At 42.7% G+C, this 16765-nt stretch carries 16 protein-coding genes; 6 read left to right on the top strand and 10 right to left on the bottom strand.

Features of this window, described 5'->3' with window-relative positions; genetic code table 11:
- Nucleotides 1-5: 5 nt before the first annotated feature.
- Nucleotides 6-209 (bottom strand): hypothetical protein, encoded by a 204-nt coding sequence (locus V7L29_RS03550; protein WP_334734552.1) that lies wholly within the window; start codon nt 207-209, stop codon nt 6-8.
- A gap of 137 nt (nt 210-346) precedes the next feature.
- Between V7L29_RS03550 and uvsE the strand changes: the two genes are divergently transcribed.
- The 3 genes from uvsE to V7L29_RS03535 all read left to right on the top strand — a co-directional run bounded on the left by uvsE (nt 347) and on the right by V7L29_RS03535 (nt 3064).
- Complete coding sequence (gene uvsE, locus V7L29_RS03545; RefSeq protein WP_334734551.1) at nt 347-1303, top strand: UV DNA damage repair endonuclease UvsE; 957 nt, start codon at nt 347-349, stop codon at nt 1301-1303.
- A 130-nt stretch (nt 1304-1433) separates the two neighbouring features.
- Nucleotides 1434-2297, top strand: a complete 864-nt coding sequence (locus tag V7L29_RS03540; protein WP_334734550.1) for an alpha/beta fold hydrolase — start codon at nt 1434-1436, stop codon at nt 2295-2297.
- Nucleotides 2298-2608: 311 nt separating this feature from the next.
- The gene (locus V7L29_RS03535) at nt 2609-3064 is read left to right on the top strand and encodes a pentapeptide repeat-containing protein (protein WP_334689505.1); all 456 of its coding nucleotides are present in this window, start codon (nt 2609-2611) and stop codon (nt 3062-3064) included.
- Nucleotides 3065-3511: 447 nt separating this feature from the next.
- On the opposite strand, the gene V7L29_RS03530 is transcribed toward V7L29_RS03535, so the two are convergent.
- Nucleotides 3512-5623, bottom strand: a complete 2112-nt coding sequence (locus V7L29_RS03530; protein ID WP_334734549.1) for a M3 family metallopeptidase — start codon at nt 5621-5623, stop codon at nt 3512-3514.
- A gap of 262 nt (nt 5624-5885) precedes the next feature.
- Between V7L29_RS03530 and V7L29_RS03525 the strand changes: the two genes are divergently transcribed.
- Nucleotides 5886-6560 (top strand): Uma2 family endonuclease, encoded by a 675-nt coding sequence (locus tag V7L29_RS03525; RefSeq protein ID WP_334734548.1) that lies wholly within the window; start codon nt 5886-5888, stop codon nt 6558-6560.
- A gap of 339 nt (nt 6561-6899) precedes the next feature.
- Nucleotides 6900-7856, top strand: a complete 957-nt coding sequence (locus tag V7L29_RS03520; protein ID WP_334734547.1) for a hypothetical protein — start codon at nt 6900-6902, stop codon at nt 7854-7856.
- 473 nt (nt 7857-8329) lie between these two features.
- Here the strand turns inward: V7L29_RS03520 and V7L29_RS03515 are convergent, their stop codons facing one another.
- On the bottom strand, nt 8330-10138 hold the full coding sequence (locus V7L29_RS03515) for an ABC transporter ATP-binding protein (RefSeq protein WP_334734546.1): 1809 nt from the start codon (nt 10136-10138) through the stop codon (nt 8330-8332).
- A gap of 88 nt (nt 10139-10226) precedes the next feature.
- The gene (locus V7L29_RS03510) at nt 10227-11024 is read right to left on the bottom strand and encodes a DUF6816 family protein (RefSeq protein WP_334734545.1); all 798 of its coding nucleotides are present in this window, start codon (nt 11022-11024) and stop codon (nt 10227-10229) included.
- Between the two features lie 305 nt (nt 11025-11329).
- Here V7L29_RS03510 and V7L29_RS03505 point away from each other — a divergent pair, with 305 nt between their 5' ends.
- Complete coding sequence (locus tag V7L29_RS03505) at nt 11330-11668, top strand: carbon dioxide-concentrating mechanism protein CcmK (RefSeq protein ID WP_334689501.1); 339 nt, start codon at nt 11330-11332, stop codon at nt 11666-11668.
- 5 nt (nt 11669-11673) lie between these two features.
- Here V7L29_RS03505 and V7L29_RS03500 read toward each other — a convergent pair whose 3' ends face one another.
- From V7L29_RS03500 to V7L29_RS03470, 6 genes are all read right to left on the bottom strand, one after another.
- Nucleotides 11674-12078 carry a ChuX/HutX family heme-like substrate-binding protein gene (locus V7L29_RS03500; RefSeq protein ID WP_334689500.1) on the bottom strand — a complete coding sequence of 135 codons (405 nt, stop codon included), beginning with the start codon at nt 12076-12078 and terminating at the stop codon, nt 11674-11676.
- Nucleotides 12079-12151: 73 nt separating this feature from the next.
- Nucleotides 12152-13105 carry a PhoH family protein gene (locus V7L29_RS03495; protein WP_334734544.1) on the bottom strand — a complete coding sequence of 318 codons (954 nt, stop codon included), beginning with the start codon at nt 13103-13105 and terminating at the stop codon, nt 12152-12154.
- Nucleotides 13106-13362: 257 nt separating this feature from the next.
- A complete protein-coding gene (locus V7L29_RS03490) occupies nt 13363-13797 on the bottom strand; it encodes a KH domain-containing protein (RefSeq protein ID WP_334734543.1) in 435 nt (144 codons plus the stop codon).
- Nucleotides 13760-14020 carry a 30S ribosomal protein S16 gene (gene rpsP, locus V7L29_RS03485; RefSeq protein ID WP_334689497.1) on the bottom strand — a complete coding sequence of 87 codons (261 nt, stop codon included), beginning with the start codon at nt 14018-14020 and terminating at the stop codon, nt 13760-13762. The genes V7L29_RS03490 and rpsP overlap by 38 nt, the downstream gene beginning before the upstream one ends.
- A 201-nt stretch (nt 14021-14221) precedes the next feature.
- The gene (ffh, locus tag V7L29_RS03480; RefSeq protein ID WP_334734542.1) at nt 14222-15688 is read right to left on the bottom strand and encodes a signal recognition particle protein; all 1467 of its coding nucleotides are present in this window, start codon (nt 15686-15688) and stop codon (nt 14222-14224) included.
- A 453-nt stretch (nt 15689-16141) separates the two neighbouring features.
- The gene (locus tag V7L29_RS03470; protein WP_334734541.1) at nt 16142-16627 is read right to left on the bottom strand and encodes a hypothetical protein; all 486 of its coding nucleotides are present in this window, start codon (nt 16625-16627) and stop codon (nt 16142-16144) included.
- Between the last annotated feature and the right edge of the window lie 138 nt (nt 16628-16765).

The raw sequence follows: 16765 nt of genomic DNA, 5'->3' as shown, positions 1-16765 counted from the left end.
ACTATCTAAACATTGATTAGCCAACGATACCGCGCCTGTATTATTGTGTAAATCCCATAGGCAACCAAACCTAGTACACATCGGCAAAAATAAACTACCCATTCCAAATCGCTCAAAGCCGCAAAATTCGAGCTTTTTGACTTTTGACTTCCGCCGTGTTGTACTAGTACCACAATACCCAAAAGCCATGCTTGTCCCAATGATAGCACTGGGCTTTATTTACCGAAGTGAAATTAGTAGAGTGCCGTGACTTAGGAGTTCATTCTTTAGGTAGTCGTAAGTCAGTGGCAGAACTTGTTTAAATTAAAAAATCTTCAAAATAAACAACAGTTAGTAAATATAGTTAATGACTGTAATCAAGTTTCAAAATTTACCGAATGCACAGCAGTGTCAAAAAACTACACTGCCTAACTTAGGGCTAGTTTGCATCACCTCTGACAAACAAGTGCGCTTTCGGACAATGACGCGCACACGTTACTTAAAACTTTCCCTTAGTGAACGTAAAAGCGCCCTGAGTGAACTGTATCAGTATAACTTACAACGCTTGGATGATGCCCTCTCGTTTTGTCAGCAGAATAAAATTCAACTGTATCGGATGTCTTCTAATTTATTTCCTCTCAGTGACTTAGAAGATGAAATCGGCGCAAATATATTAGAGGCAATGAGTGCTGATTTAGCAACAATCGGTCAACGAGCAAATGCATTGAGCATAAGAATGGTGTTGCATCCAGATCAATTTGTAGTGTTGAGTTCTGATTCTCCCTCAGTGGTACAAGCAAGTATCAATAATCTAGCAGGACATTCCCGTACACTTGATTTACTGGGCTTACCACACTCGCCTTGGTCATTGATGAATATTCATGGTGGCAAATCTCAACGTGCTGAAAAACTAGTAAAAGTAATTTCCTCACTACCAGAAAATATCAAAAGCCGCTTGACTCTAGAAAATGATGAATATGCCTATAGCGCCAATGAAATTTTAGCAGTATGTCAGCAAACTGGCGTGCCGATGGTATTTGATGCCCATCACCATATTTGCCACGAAAATTTAGATAGCTACGATCATCCGAGTGTAGCATCCATGCTTTACGCAGCGCGAGAAACTTGGACAAATCCAGATTGGCAATTAGTCCATATTTCCAATGGTGAGCAAGCTTTCAATGACAGAAAACACAGCGATTTGATTACCGATATGCCCAACGTCTACCACCAAGCACCGTGGATCGAAGTCGAAGCTAAACAAAAAGAAAAAGCGATCGCATATTTGCGCTCTTGGTGGTTGATGGAAAATAATTGTACCTAAATTAACACGAAATTTTTTAATTTGTCACTGTACATTACTATCATAATACTGTCTTTCAATAGATGTGAGGCGGCTCAAAATAATATTACACTTATTAAGTGCAGTATGATTATTTAGTATTTGATTAATTATGTCTTTATTAGAAAGTTATCGTAAACACGATTATATAACTACTAATGGGGTAAAACTACACTACGTTACCCAAGGTGAAGGCCCCTTAATATTGATGTTGCATGGGTTTCCAGAGTTTTGGTACTCTTGGCGGCATCAAATACCAGAATTTGCCCAAGATTTTAAAGTTGTCGCCCTTGACTTGCGTGGCTACAACGACAGTGATAAACCAAATGAGCAATCAGCTTATGTAATGAATGAGTTTATCAAAGATATCGAGGGAGTAATTAAAGGATTAGGATACCAAAAGTGTGTATTAGTTGGACATGATTGGGGTGGTGCGATCGCTTGGAATTTTGCCTATGCTCACCCCCAAATGCTGGAGAGATTAATTATCCTTAACCTGCCTCATCCTGCTAAATTTGCCCAAGGTTTACGTACTCCCCAACAGTTGCTGCGTAGTTACTACGTGTTTGTGTTTCAACTACCGTGGTTACCAGAATTGGTTTTACAATCTTCAGACTACCAAGCAATTGAAACAATTTTTAAAGGTATAGCAGTTAACAAAAGTGCTTTCACCAAAGCGGATATTGGCGCTTATAAAGACGCTGCTGCAAAACGCGGTGCCCTCACAGCAATGTTGAATTACTACCGCAATATTTTTCAACAGAGAATGCTAAATCCAAATTGGGGCGTTCTGGAAGTACCAACACTGATGATTTGGGGAGAAAATGACACTGCACTCGGCAAGGAACTAACCTACGACACCGTAGCCTATGTCAGGGACTTTCAAATCAAGTACATTCCCAATTGTGGCCATTGGGTGCAGCAAGAACAGCCTGAGTTGGTCAATCAGTATATACGAGAATTTTTGAAAACTTAACCTAACAGTATTAGCTAAGATGTGATGAAATTAATTGAGCAAGTATAAATATTTATCAAAGTAGCCAAATTATGGCGACTTGTGCAAACTCTTAAAAAGATTTAACAGTGATTTAACACTGGCAGTTTTTTAGGGTTTATCGAGTAAAAATCGCCAAAAATCAAAATTAATTGCATTTGTGATCTCACTTTTATCTCTGTTTCATATCACAACTAACTTGTCAAGAGAGAGATTGACCTTACAAAGTTTAGTGAGATAATAGAGTTGTGAGGGACAGAACGGACGCAACTTGATTATTAAGGGGGAAAATTATGAAACTCCAGCTATTAGCGGCCATTGCCTTAGCAACTCCCCTATTTTTCGCTAGCTCGGTTAGAGCCGAAAATCCGCAGGACTTACAAAAGCTGCTTTCAACTGGGGAATGTGTTAACTGCAATCTATCGGGAGCTAACCTCAGTGGCGCTCATTTAATTGGTGCTGACTTGAGAGGCTCGAAGCTTCAAGGAGCCAACCTTGTAGGGGCTAACCTTGAAGGTGCTGACTTAACGGGTGCAAACTTGGCAGGTGCTAACCTAACATCAGCTTATGTAACCAATGTGAATTTGAAGCAAACCAATCTCAACAGGGTAAATTTTACTCGCGCTACCATTCACGATTCTAATGTGTATAAAGCATCAATGAATGATCTTAATCTTACTGATGCCGAAATATTTAACACTGGAATCGGGATTGGTGGAGAAGATGCCGAGATTCCCGATTGGAAATAGGCCCAACAGAGTAGGCAGGTTAAAATAAACACAACATAGGTTTTTGCGGGTTTTAAATCAGATAAACTGGTTTTTTGCCAGCATTATCCTTAAAATCTGCCTATACAAAAATAAAAAATGAACCCCTTCTGCTTTGTAATCACTTTACTATGACGAAAGCAGAGGGGTTTCTTATTAGGATTGAGGCGATATCCACGCAAAAATGATCCTCCCTAACCCTCCTTAAAAAGGAGGGAACTAGAGCAAGCCTTTTTAACGCCTTGTGATTACCAACATCTTTATAAAGTGGTTGTGTAATCAAATCAGCAGCCCAAGAGATATCCTGTAATCTCAACCAACCTGCCATAAGGTCTCCCAGGTTGGCAAACCATGTCCAGCTAAGGATTGTTTGCAAACATTTGATGCCAGTAGAGACGTTGCAATCCAACGTCCCTACAGAGGTCTTGTTTAGTTTACACCAGCACTGACTAAACCATTGTGCCTGAGCAAAGCGATCGTACTTGGTTCACGACCCCGGAAAGTTTTAAACACCTCCATTGGATGCTGACCACCACCGAGTGCCAGCACCGTATCCCGATAACGCCGACCTGTAGCTTTTATAGCTTCTTCATCTTCTAGCCCAGCTTCTTCAAAAGCGGCAAAAGCATCAGCACTCAGTACCTCGGCCCACTTGTAACTGTAATAGCCTGCTGCATAACCACCCTCAAAAATATGTCCAAAAGCACATAAAATTGAATCTTCTGGAAGTGGTGGTAAAACCATAGTAGTCTTGGCTATGCGATGACGCACATCTGAGGGAGTTTCATTACTATCAGGGTGATAGCGGTAGTGTAGTTCTAAGTCAAGACTGCTCAGGTGGATTTGCCGCAATGTGGCAGTACCACTCATATAATTACGTGCCGCTAGCAGCTTTTGATAATAATGCTCCGGTAGGGTTTCACCAGTTTCATAATGCTTCGCCATTCCAAAGAAAGTAGGTCGCTCATAACACCAGTTTTCCATAAACTGACTAGGTAATTCCACTGCATCCCACTCCACGTTATTGATGCCTGCGGCTCCAGAATAGTCAACCTTGGTGAGCATGTGGTGCAATCCATGACCAAACTCGTGGAACAAAGTCTCTACTTCATAGAAAGTCATCAAACTAGGTTTACCATCTACAGGAGGGCTTTGATTACACACCAAATAAGCTACAGGTAAGCGGATAGCAGTCACACCATTTACAGTGATTTTGGTCCGATTGATGCACACATCCATCCAAGCACCACCGCGTTTTTCTGCTGGACGGCTGTAAGGGTCTAAGTAGAAGTACGCTATGGGAGAACCAGTTTCGTCAGCAATTTGGAAATAACGGACATCTTCATGCCATACTGGCGCTTGACCATCGGCAGAGGTGACAGTGACGCCAAACAGCCGCTTGACTAGTCCAAATAAGCCGTCTAACACTTGGGGAAGGGGGAAGTAGGGACGCAATTCTTCAGCGGTAAAGGCAAATTTTGCTTCTCGTTGGCGTTCTGCCCAAAAGCTGATATCCCAGTGTTTTAAATCTGTAGCTTCTGCTGCTCCCTGTGCCGCTGCAAAAGCTTTGAGTTCTGCCAAGTCTTTAACAGCAGCATCATAACTAGCGCGGCGTAATTCTTCTAACAGGGCGTTGACTGCCTCAACGTTGGGAGCCATTTTACTAGCCAGGCTCAATTGGGCAAAACTTTTAAAACCTAGTATATCTGCGAGTTCTTGGCGCAACTTCAAAATGCGCTCAATTAAGGGGTTGTTATCCAAATCGCCAGCAGAAGCGCGAGTGATATGAGCTTTGTAGAGCTTTTCGCGCAAATCTCGACGGGTGCTGTGCTGCATGAATGGGCCATAGCTGGGGAAATCCAAAGTAATCCGCCAGGGGCCATTTTCTGGTGTGGCGTTGCTTTCGCCAGCTGCACGAGCCGCTTGGGCTGCTAAACTCACTAAGCTTGGTGGTAAACCGTCAATTTCCGCTTGTGTTGTTAGGGTTAAGCTGAAGGCTTTAGTGGCATCAAGTACATGGTTAGAGAATTTGGTAGAAAGTTCTGCTAACTCCATTTGTATGGCATTGAAACGCTCTCTTGCCTCTCCTTCTAAGCCAACACCAGAAAGTTGTGCATCTCGAATGGCGGCTTCGACAATACGCTGTTGGGCTAATTCTAAAGTTGCCCAACTATCACTGGTACGGAGTGCCTTAAAAGCATTGTAGATCGGTTGGCTTTGACCGAGCTTGTTGATAAACTGTACGACTAGTGGCTGTACGATTTCATGAGCTTCGCGCAGTTCTGGGCTATTTTTAACACCCATTAAATGATTCACCACCCCCCAACTCCAAATAAGCCGTTGTGTCAGCTTTTCTAAGGCTTCTACCAAACCACTCCAAGTAGGCTCTACACTAGCCTCTAAGGTGGCAAGCTGCTGGTCAAGTTCTGCCAGCAACTGATTGAAGGCTGGTACTACTTGTTCTGGTTTAATCTCTGCAAAAGGAGGTAAACCAATGCCTTGGAGTAGGGGATTGTCGGAAATAATGGTACTTACACTCATGGTTTTGTGTGAACTGCGGATGAATAAAAACCAACAATGATTTTTATGTATATATCTTCTAATGTAGCGATCGCTGTGCTAAATAGTCTTGTCATTCTGGCAATATAGCAAAAAAAGCCAGAGTTACTGACAAAATTATTTTGATACAGCTATTTTGTTTGGTTTGTGAATGATACCTGACAGGCAACAGTTCTAGAAATATCAGCGAAAGTCTCTGAGATAATATAATCATGCACCCATCTTCTCAACCAGGTGGCTAATTATGACTAGCCTCTTACCCAGTTCTCAACCAACAGAAGTTTTTTACCCAAGCTCGGATGGTGAGCCTCTAGCAGAAAGTTATGTTCACTTATATGCTCTACTAGCAACTTTAGAAGTATTGAGGCAGTATTTGCTGGGTAGGCAAGCAACGGTTTTGAGTAACCAGTTTCTCTACTATGCTCAGGGTTTTCCGAAGTTACGGGTAGCTCCAGATGTAATGGTGATTTTTAATGTTGCTCCCGGAGGTAGGGATAATTACAAAGTATGGGAAGAGGGACAAGTGCCTGTAGTAATCTTTGAAATGACCTCAGAGGGGACTAAAAACCAGGACATGGGTTTCAAGAAGACGCTGTATGAGCAGTTAGGGGTACTGGAATACTGGTTATTTGACCCTAAGAGAGAGTGGATTAAGGAGCAATTGCAAGGGTATCGGCTGCGAGGCGATGTGTATGAGCCAATTACAGATAGTCGATGTGAACCTTTGCAGCTGCGTTTGCAAATAGAGGGGCAATTGATTGGTTTTTATCGAGAAGACACTGGGGAAAAGTTGCTGATTCCAGAGGAGTTGGCAGAGGCGCTGAAACAGGAAAGATTGGTGAGGGAACAAGCCCAAGAGCAGGTGGAAAGCTTGAAAGAACGGTTGCGATCGCTTGGTGTTGACCCTAATACTATCTAGCCATACATTTGCGCTCACTCTTAGCGGGTGCTTCGCATGATCGCAGAGTCCATTCACCTACCTCAACTTCACCAAAGATGATCCCTAAAAGAGATCATAACGTATTATGTCAAACAGGTAGCTCGTCCGCCAGCATGGGCGTTACCCTGAAAACACAGTTTCAGCTCAACAATCCCACGCTTTCAAGGTGTGGGAGTGTCAAATTAACTGAGCGTGAGTGAGCGTTCTTACCAAACTGAAAAGGAAGGCTCTATATTTATGATTTTATTTGGCAACTCATCTTTTTACTCGTAAAATCGAAGACAAGATCAAGGTCAGTAGAAAAGAGTCCCTAAATTAATGAATACGTTAATCACTCAGGGTGGAAGAGCTATCACTAAATTTCAGATGATAGACCGGATAAACGATATCGCTTGGCAAGCTCACCAGGGTAGCGTTGCTGCGATTATTCAACTATTGAACGAAAAGCTAGCCAAGTCTGGTGTCAGAACTAGAGCTATTTTTTCTGATGGTGTCTTACAACTTCTGTGCGAGGCGGCTAGGGTAGAGCAACTTGAGCAATCTCCCCTGGTAGAACAAGTCCAGCAAATTCTTGAATCCATTGCCCCGCGTTACATTCGCCGAGTCAATATCAACAGTCGGATTGTTCGGGAACAACAATTACTTTGGTTAAAGGAAATAGAAAGCGATCGCGAGAACCAATTGCTTTGGTCACAGGAAATTACATTAATTCAGCCTAATATTGTCAAGCAACTAATTAAAGATTTTATAGAAGCTCAAGCTGAACTAGGAAAACCAAATTATCCTAAAACTCCAGTTTCTCGTCCTTTGGTACTTATTAACAAAGAAAAACACAAAAATAAACCTAAAACAAAGATATTAGTAGCGGCTGGTTTCTGCTCACTGTTGTTGCTTAGTTGGGTTGTTTATGCCCAGTTAGGTAATAAACTGAAAAACCTAATGCAACTAGAAACTTCCAAATCTTTAATTACAGAAAATACTAATGAGAAGAAAGCCCAAACACCATCCCGTGCTGCTAACAATAGCCTTGATGAGCCATCTGATGACCCATTTGCAATATCTGTGCGAATTGCTAACCAAGCTTCTGCATCTGGTAAAACAGCCACAACCTCAACTCAGTGGTTAGAGATCGCTGCTAGGTGGCAACGGGCTTCAGATTTAATGAGTACGGTGCCACAAAAGCACAGCCGTTATCAGGAAGCTAAAATTCGGACTCAATTATATAAAAAATATAGTGAGGCGGCACAGAAAGAAGCAGATAAGAGTAAATCTTAGTTTTTTCTTATTGGAAGACTTCGATATTAATACTCTGAGAAGAAAATAATTTATCAATATCTCCAGGCTTAAAGCTATCTTGAATGATCTGGTGTAATGATTAATAGCTCATAATTTCTAGTCTTGTACAAAATACTGTTGGGTATAATTGGAAAAAATCGACCTTATTAACGATAAGGTCGATTTAATCCAATACGCTTGGGTTAAGGCTAAAACTCTTTCTTCAAGTCAATTTTTTTAACGAACCGCCAAGGACGCGAAGGACGCAAAGAGAAGGAAGAAATTCTTAACCCAAGCGTATTGCGATTTAATCAAGCCGATTGATTCGTGAGGTCAATCTAAAATTTAAAATCCAAAATCCAAAATGTTTATGTCCCCTAACTCAATACGCTTGGGTTAAGCTTTTAATTTCTCCCCCTGCCTGCCCTGCCTGCCTTAAAAGATAAATTTCCTTAACCCAAGCGTATTGTCCCCTAACTCAGGAGTTCTCCTGTTTCTTGTAGGGAGTGCAAGCGGCGGTAAATGCCCTCGTGACGCAAGAGTTGATCATGGCTACCCACTTCTACAATCTTTCCTTGCTCCAGCACTACAATCTTATCTGCTTCTCGCACTGTGCTTAGACGGTGGGCAATGATGATAGTAGTGCAAGTGCCCTGAATCGCTCGCATTGCTAGCTGAATTGAACGCTCAGATTCATAATCTAAGCTAGAGGTGGCTTCATCAAAAACCAGCACGTCTGGTTCCACTAGCAACGCCCTCGCAATTCCCAAGCGTTGTCTTTGTCCTCCAGATAACCTGACGCCTCGTTCCCCCACAATGGTGTAATAACCTTGGGGTAAGTGCTGCACTACTTCATCGACTCTGGCAATTCTACAGGCTTCTTGAACCTGATCCAAATTAGCATCCGGTCTACCATAGGTGAGATTATCCAATATGGTACCGTTAAAAACGTCTACTTCTTGGTGAACGATCGCTAGCCTCCGTCTATACTTACTCACATCCAAAGTGCGAATATCTTGACCATCAATCAGAATTTGACCTTCTTGAGGTTCAAAATATCGCAATAGCAATTTCACTAAAGTAGACTTACCAGAACCGGAACGCCCCACCAATGCCACTGTTTGGTATGGCTCAATTAACAAGTTGATATCTTGCAAAACTTGACGGTTGGCATCATATCCAAAACTGACGTGCGATAATTCAACTTTCCCAGTGAAACTATAGGCTGATGTACTTTCTTCTAAACTGACTGCATCTACCCCTGTTGGTTGCTGCATAAATTCGTGATATCCCAACATTGAGGCATAACGACGAGCAAAAATCTCAGCAAGGTTGCTGATGGGTTCCAACTCGGCATAAGCCATGCTGGAAACTGTTAAAGTGGTGATAAAGTGTCCTAAAGAAATCTGACCTTTTAGTGTAGCCACAAGGGTCAAACCTAGCACTGTAAACACACAAAATTGAATGATTGTCGTTCTGACAGCAGCCAGCTTAATATAACCAAAATGGATGCGGTAATTTAATACTTTAAACTCTCGGTTAAGCCTTTGTTTTTGCCGTTTCAGTTCTAGCGCTTCTGTTGCAAATGCTTTAACTGTTTTGATGTTGGTGATAATTTCTGAGTTGCGGCTTTGAGTATTTTCCATGTATTTATCTAGCTGTCGTTCTTGTTCCATCAGCTGGTTTAAATCTTTGAGGGTAAAGCCGAGAATGACTACAAACGAAATCAGAAATAATATGGCAATCCGCCACTCAATCAACAAGATAATTCCAAAAATTCCTAAGATTCGCAATAGCTTGGGAATTAATTGTCCAGCAATTTCTGGATAACCCCAGGTATGATTTTCTAAACCTCTAGAAATTTTTCCGGCAACACGTCCTGGATTATTTTCATCGTAAAATTCTAAAGGGAGAGTGAGTATTTTTATTACCGTCTTTGTGAAATTGTCTCGTCGGGTACGTAAAGCAATATCCCAATGAAACCACCAAGTTGACCATGTTTGAATCGGCGCTCTGGCAACGGTTACTAAGAAGATTATACTCATTAGCACCCCTAGCGATAGTAATCGATTTTGTGGTAGTTGCGTGAGGTTGCTAATTGCAGCAATCGCATTCTCTATGGGACGATCTAGGGGTTGTCCTGAAAGTACATTTAAAATTTGCCCTGTGGCATAAGGCACCACCAAATCAATTATTTCAAAAACGCTAGCTGCGGTAATACTGAAAATTATCAGTGCTCGATAGTGATCGTAGTATTTGAGAATATCTCTAAATTTTGCCATGATGCACACTGTCCAAGGACGCGATCGAGAACTTGAAATTTATATGTTACAATTGTATTATAAAGTAGTCAAGGGCTATAGGTTTAAATTACTCCTTTGGAGTAGTAGGCATTTGTGCAAAGACAAATTCTAAGCGATATCGATAGAGGGCAACAGGTCGAGAACCAGCTTTAAAGTAATCTGGATCTTGGGGTGAAAGATAGACAGCAGTAACTTGATCTGCCTCAATTGCCGGATTAGCTGTTGGAAGTTTATGATAAGCGGTGGTAGATTCTACAGAGTTTAAATAGGGGCGTGAACCGCCTTTGAATAGTTGTTGAAACACTTCTGTGGTGATGAACTTGCCATCATGGGTAGTTTCTGTGGCCCGTGCAGTCACAATCGAAACTAGTTGGCGACTGTTACGCAAGAACGTAATCTGACGATTAGGCGAATCTGGATCTACTTTGACTAATAACACTGCTTCATCCCCTAAATAAGCCCGTGCCAAATTTAAGCTATTAAACGCTCTATCTGCTACTAAAATTGGGGACTTATTATCTATCTGAGGAAATATTTTTAACCCAGGAACATGTGGTTGCTCTTTGACAAATCTTACTACAAAACTCACAGGTTGATTTAATTGTCGGCGATTACCTTCAAATCCAGGCGTTATGATATCTGGTGCTAAGGGCGCAACCAAATCTACTAACGTACTTGTAACTTGCCAAGAACCAGTCATCCATTCAGGGTAAACCAAATCACCCGAAGCCGATTGCACTGAAGTTAATTTTTCCCATTGGGGAAAATTTGCTAACCGTTCAGACAATCCTGCAAGAGCTTCGCCACCCCACAATAGGAATAAAACCAGCAAGCAACAACTCCAAATTACCTTCATTGTACGCATTAGCAGTTTTGTATTTATCAATTAAAAATTAAGTAAGTTTTTGTAAAAAATTAAAAGTTTGTCGTAAGTGGTTCAACGCTCAAGCGCTTACTAAAAACTAATCACAGAGTTTTACTTTTTTTTGGATAGTTCAGTTTATTTGCGCCAATTTACTTAATTTGTGAGATAATAATGAACTTAAGCTATTGTGTATTATTCTGCTAGCTATTCACCCACAAAATATCGTTTAGTCACTAATTTACCATCACAAGCAGCCAACATAGTTAAAGATACTTAACCCCACAATTCTAAATTATGGTAACACCATGACGTTAGCATTAGGCATGATTGAAGTTTATGGCGTTCCCACAGCAGTAGAAGCGGGAGATGCCATGTGTAAAGCTGCCCGTATCACCCTTGTTGGTTATGAAAATACTGATTTGGGACGAATTACGGTGTTAATTCGGGGGGTTGTGGGGGAGGTAAATGTGGCGGTGACAGCAGCACTAAAGGCGGTTCTGCGAGTTAACGGTGGCGAGGTGCTTTCTTATCACATTATTCCTCGCCCCCACGAAAATTTAGAATATGTTTTACCGATTCATCGCAGCGTTAATGTGGAGCAGTTCAATGCAGATATCCGATTTCCTCCACCCCTATCAGTTTAGCTAGATTAAATTTCTGCTGGTAAAGGTTGCCAAATTTCTCCATATTGCTCCCGCAAAGCTTGCCAAGTTTCAACCTGTCCTGGTTCATATTCTCCTGGTTTACCCCATTGCAAAAATAGACTTAAAGCAGGCTCCTGTTTCTCATCTAAAAACCGGATGGCATAAGTTGTAAAATTACCCCTCTTCGCTTCACCTGTTTCAAATTTCACTTGAGTAATTTTGTCCATATTTAAGTGAAACTCAAAGCCTTCGGTGTGCATATTCGCGTACTTACCCTTTGGTAATTCTGCATAAAATAACTTTTCTAGCTTACCCCTTGCTTCTAATACAGCGGCGCTGCTAGTCACAATTAGACGCAAAGTTCCAAGAGTCTCGCAAGTTGTTAAAAATTCTTTTAAGGTTGTGGTCATTTGTTATTTATCCTTTGTTATTTGTCCTTTGTTATTTGTCATTTATTAGTTTTTTTACTAATGACCAATGTGCCTATTTTTCGTATTGTTCATAAGCAGCAACAATGCGCTGAACTAAAGGATGGCGCACGACATCTTTTTGAGAAAATTCGCAAAAGGCAATGCCTTCAACGTGTTTTAAAACTTGTAAAGCCACTCCTAAACCTGATTGTTGATGAAGTGGCAAATCAGTTTGTGTCATGTCGCCTGTAATCACCATCCGAGAACGGAAACCCAAACGAGTCAAAACCATTTTCATCTGAGCGGGTGTAGTATTTTGAGCTTCATCCACAATTACAAAGGCGTTATTTAAGGTGCGTCCCCGCATATAGGCAAGTGGTGCGACTTCAATCACACCGCGTTCCATTAAACTAGGTACTTTTTCTGGGTCGATAAACTCATAAATAGCATCGTAAAGTGGGCGAAGATAGGGATTAACTTTCTGCTGTAAGTCTCCAGGCAAAAAACCGAGTTTTTCACCAGCTTCGACGGCAGGGCGAGTTAAAATTAGCTTTTCAAACTGGTTAGCAAGGAGTGCTTGCACAGCGACAACAACGGCGAGATAAGTCTTGCCGGTACCAGCAGGCCCAACGCCAAAGGTGAGGTCACGCCTACGGAGTGCGTCGATATATTGACGCTGGCGAAAGGTTTTGGCACGGACTTCTTCACCCCGGCGACTTTTGGCGAGGACATCTCGCTGCAAATCTTGCAGTTCCCCTTGACGATCGCTATCTATGGCTTGACGGGCTGTTAAAATATCCGCACTGGAGATGGTAGTGCCTTTAATCCAGAGGTCTTCAAGCGATCGCACTAATCGAGAAGCCAGATCAATTTGCCCTTGGATACCAGAAATCACTAATTCCTGTCCCCGTAGCACTAAAGTGGCTCCTGTTTGCTGAGATAGGATTTTGAGATTTTCTTCTCCTTCTCCGGCAAGAGCGATCACACTGGGAATATTCGGCAGCTGAATTGTTAAGGCACCTGCCATAGTATTTCTTAATTGGTGAGGATCTATTTTTGACAAAGGTTAATCTTTTCTCGCTAAGGGCGAAATTACGCTTTTATTACTTACATTTTGAAAAAATCTTTGCAACAAGTGAATCAGTTATAGGGGCGTACAGCTGTACGCCCCTACGGGTGAAGAGTCCAAAAAAAGATTCAAAAATCTTTTTGCTACTTTCCATCTTTACAAAAATTCTGAGCGGAGGTAACCACAACCGCTCAGATTTGCTCTCTAGTTTTAATCTAGCGGAGGCGGGGTTTAACAATGGGTCTAGGCCCATCATTTCCACGTGGTTCTCTCCTAGTCGGCGGTGGCGATCGCTCTTCTGTGTCTTCATCAAAAGACATTCCCTCCCGGCCCGGCGTGGTGCTGCCGTAGATATCCAGATATACTGACTGCCCAGCAGCAGCTGCTGCTGCGGCAATTACTGTACGAATCGCCTGAATATTGCGTCCCCCTCGACCAAACACTTTTCCTTTATCCGTGCTTTCAAAGGCGATGCGAACCCAAACCCGGTTGAGGGTCTGAGAAATTTCACAATCGACGCTTAAAGTCTGTGGAGATTCCAAAAACGGTTGCACCAAAAACTGAACCAGCCCAACATAGTTGGGACTAGCTGTTGGGGATATTGTTCTGGAATTATGATGCGGTTGTGGCACTGACCTGTTCAAAAACATTGGCTTTTACTAAAATGCGACGGACGGTGTCAGTGGGTTGAGCGCCTTGTTGTAGTCGCTTGACGATACCGGGAACGTCTAGTCGCACTTCATCGGTTCTGGGGTTGTAGAATCCCAACTCTTCTAGGGGACGGCCATCACGGCGAGTGAGGCTGTTAATGGCGATAATCCGGTAACTTGCTTCCCGCTTTTTACCGTATCGCTTCAAGCGCAGTTTGATCATGGTTGAAGAATCATTCTCCTGTTGTTAGATATTAGGTAGTAACTAGTTAATCAGGAAGTAACCTAAATCTGGCTGCTGCCGAGAAATTCAGGGTCAGTTTCCTCTGTTCATCAAATCTGAGGCCGAAATGCTAATTTTAGCACTGCCTAGCATTTGCTGCTATTAGTCATTAGTCATTTGTCCTTAGTTAATGACAAATGACTAAAGATTGCCGAAGCCTTTTTTCTTTTTATCTTTGGTTTTTTTCTTTTTCGTGCCTGTGGCGTCACCACCATAACCTCGCCATCCTGGGGCTGCGGGACGATTACCTGCACCTGCAAAGGCATTACCCATACCGCCACCGCCGAACATTCCCGGCATTCCAGGGAAGCCACCTTGACCCATTTGCTGCATGAGCGATCGCATTTTTTGGAAATCACCCACCAGTTTAGTGACATCGGACTCTCTATAACCGGAGCCAGCAGCAATCCGCCGTCGCCGACTGGGAGAACTGGCTAATAAATCGGGGTCGTGACGTTCTTGGCGAGTCATGGAGTTAATCATTGCCTCACAGCGCTTGAGCTGGGTTTCTCCCTGCTTGAGCTGATCATCTGAGAGCTTGTTCATCCCTGGAATCATCTTGATCAAGCCTCCTAGAGAACCCATGTTCTTCAGCATCCGCAACTGCTTGAGAAAGTCAGTAAAGTCAAACTTCGCTGACAAAATTTTCTCCTGCATTTTCTCAGCATCTGCTAAGTCAAACTCTTCTTGGGCTTTTTCTACCAAGGTGAGGACATCGCCCATTCCTAGAATCCGCGATGCCATGCGATCGGGATAAAACGGTTGCAGTGCCTCGACTTTTTCACCCACGCCGACAAACTTAATCGGCGCTCCGGAGATCTTTCGCACCGAAAGCGCTGCACCACCACGGCTATCACCATCCAGCTTGGTGAGAATTGCCCCAGTAATTCCGATTTGCTCATGGAAGGTGCGGGTAAGATTAGCAGCTTCTTGACCCGTCATCGCGTCCACCACCAACAAAGTTTCATCGGGTTGGACAGTTGCTTTGATCCGGGCTAATTCCGCCATCATGTCTTCGTCAATTTGCAGGCGTCCAGCAGTATCAATAATTACTGTATTTACACCTTCTGCCCTAGCGCGTTCTACACCTTGTCGGGCTATTTCTACGGGATCGGCGTCGCTTCCTAGTTCAAATACTGGTACGTCAATTTGCTTACCCAACGTCACCAACTGGTCGATCGCTGCTGGGCGATATACGTCTGTCGCCACTAACAAACAGCTACGATCTAATTTACGGAGGTGTAAGGCTAACTTAGCGGTAGCTGTGGTTTTACCAGTACCTTGTAACCCAGCCATTAACACAATGGTAGGCTGTGCCTTGGCTTCTGCAATGGGAACATTCTCTTCTCCCATCACCTGCACCAGTTCATCGTGAACAATTTTGATGAACTGTTGGTCAGGTCGCACGCCGGTAATCACCTCGGCTCCCTGTGCTTTGGCTTCGACTTCGCTAATAAAATCTTTGACTACCTGGAGGTTAACATCTGCTTCCAACAAGGCGCGGCGCACTTCGCGCAATGCATCTTGAATGTTGGATTGAGAAATTTTGTCCTGTCCCCGCAGTTTTTTCCAGGCGGATTCTAAACGGTCAGATAGAGCATCAAACATAATGTAATTACAGGTAGTTCGCCAATGGATAATTTTGAACCGCCGATAAATGCGATTCTGAATTTCCGTTAAAGTTTAAAGGTGCTATTTACCAGCTTAGTAGTTTTCACTGCGACTGTAGCAACCAGATACCTACCTTTCTTCAACTGTGGATTGGGGACTTACCTCGTTCCCAGTCTCTGACTGTAAAATTCAAGCAAGAAAAGCTCATGCCAAAACCATACAGTTACGACTTACGTCAGAAGGTCATCCAAACAATAGAGTTAGACGGGATTAGGACTTACGCAAAAACTCTCTGAAACTCTTATTTCTTTGTGTCCTCTGCGTCCTTTGCGGTTCGTTTTTTCATAATTTTGCGTAAGTCCTGGGGATGAGTAAAACAGAAGCGGCACAAGTTTTTCAAATCAGTCGAAATAAAGCAATTATCTTAACTGTTTGTAAAGAATTGTCCTTTTATGATTGAGTTGCTGCCGATTTCGAGAGCTGTTGTTGGTAAAAGCGGACAACTTTTTGCACATAGTCAGCAGTGAAGCCTTTGTCGCAGCCTGTATAATTACCAGTCATCCACCAACAAGCTGCGCCACGCACAGATGCAATTTCATTATTGTTGGTGGCGCGAAATTGATTGCTTAACTCACGGCGCGTGATACAAGAGACAACTTGGCGGGCGATCGCAGGGCTGTTTTCAAACTGCGTCGGTGTTAGTTCTCGTTTGAGACAAGTTTTTGACCAGCCTTTGAGGGTTTCTGGTTTAACTTGCCATTCGCTGTAAAGTCCATCGTTGGGATTTTTTGTCTGTGGTGCAGCCTGTCGCAACGCCTCTACCATCGCCGCAACTTGGGTATCAGAAATCGGCTGCTGTGCTTGAGCTAATAATGGCAACAGTCCTAAACTGACAATAACTCCGTTGAGTAGTAATCCTATGGGGTTTTTGATCATGAATTTGGAATTATTTTAGATATCATGAGGTCAAATACTATATCTTAGAGCTGATTCGTAAAGAAAATCTAAAGAGAACAGAATCTTACGTGACTCAGGTTATACGCTAAATCAAGTGTAGTTATGTTGTTGTCAATG

Source organism: Nostoc sp., from assembly GCF_036916575.1.
Taxonomy (GTDB): Bacteria; Cyanobacteriota; Cyanobacteriia; order Cyanobacteriales; family Nostocaceae; genus Nostoc.
Note: the sequence above shows the minus strand (reverse complement) of the source record. Positions and strands in the feature narration are given on the sequence as shown.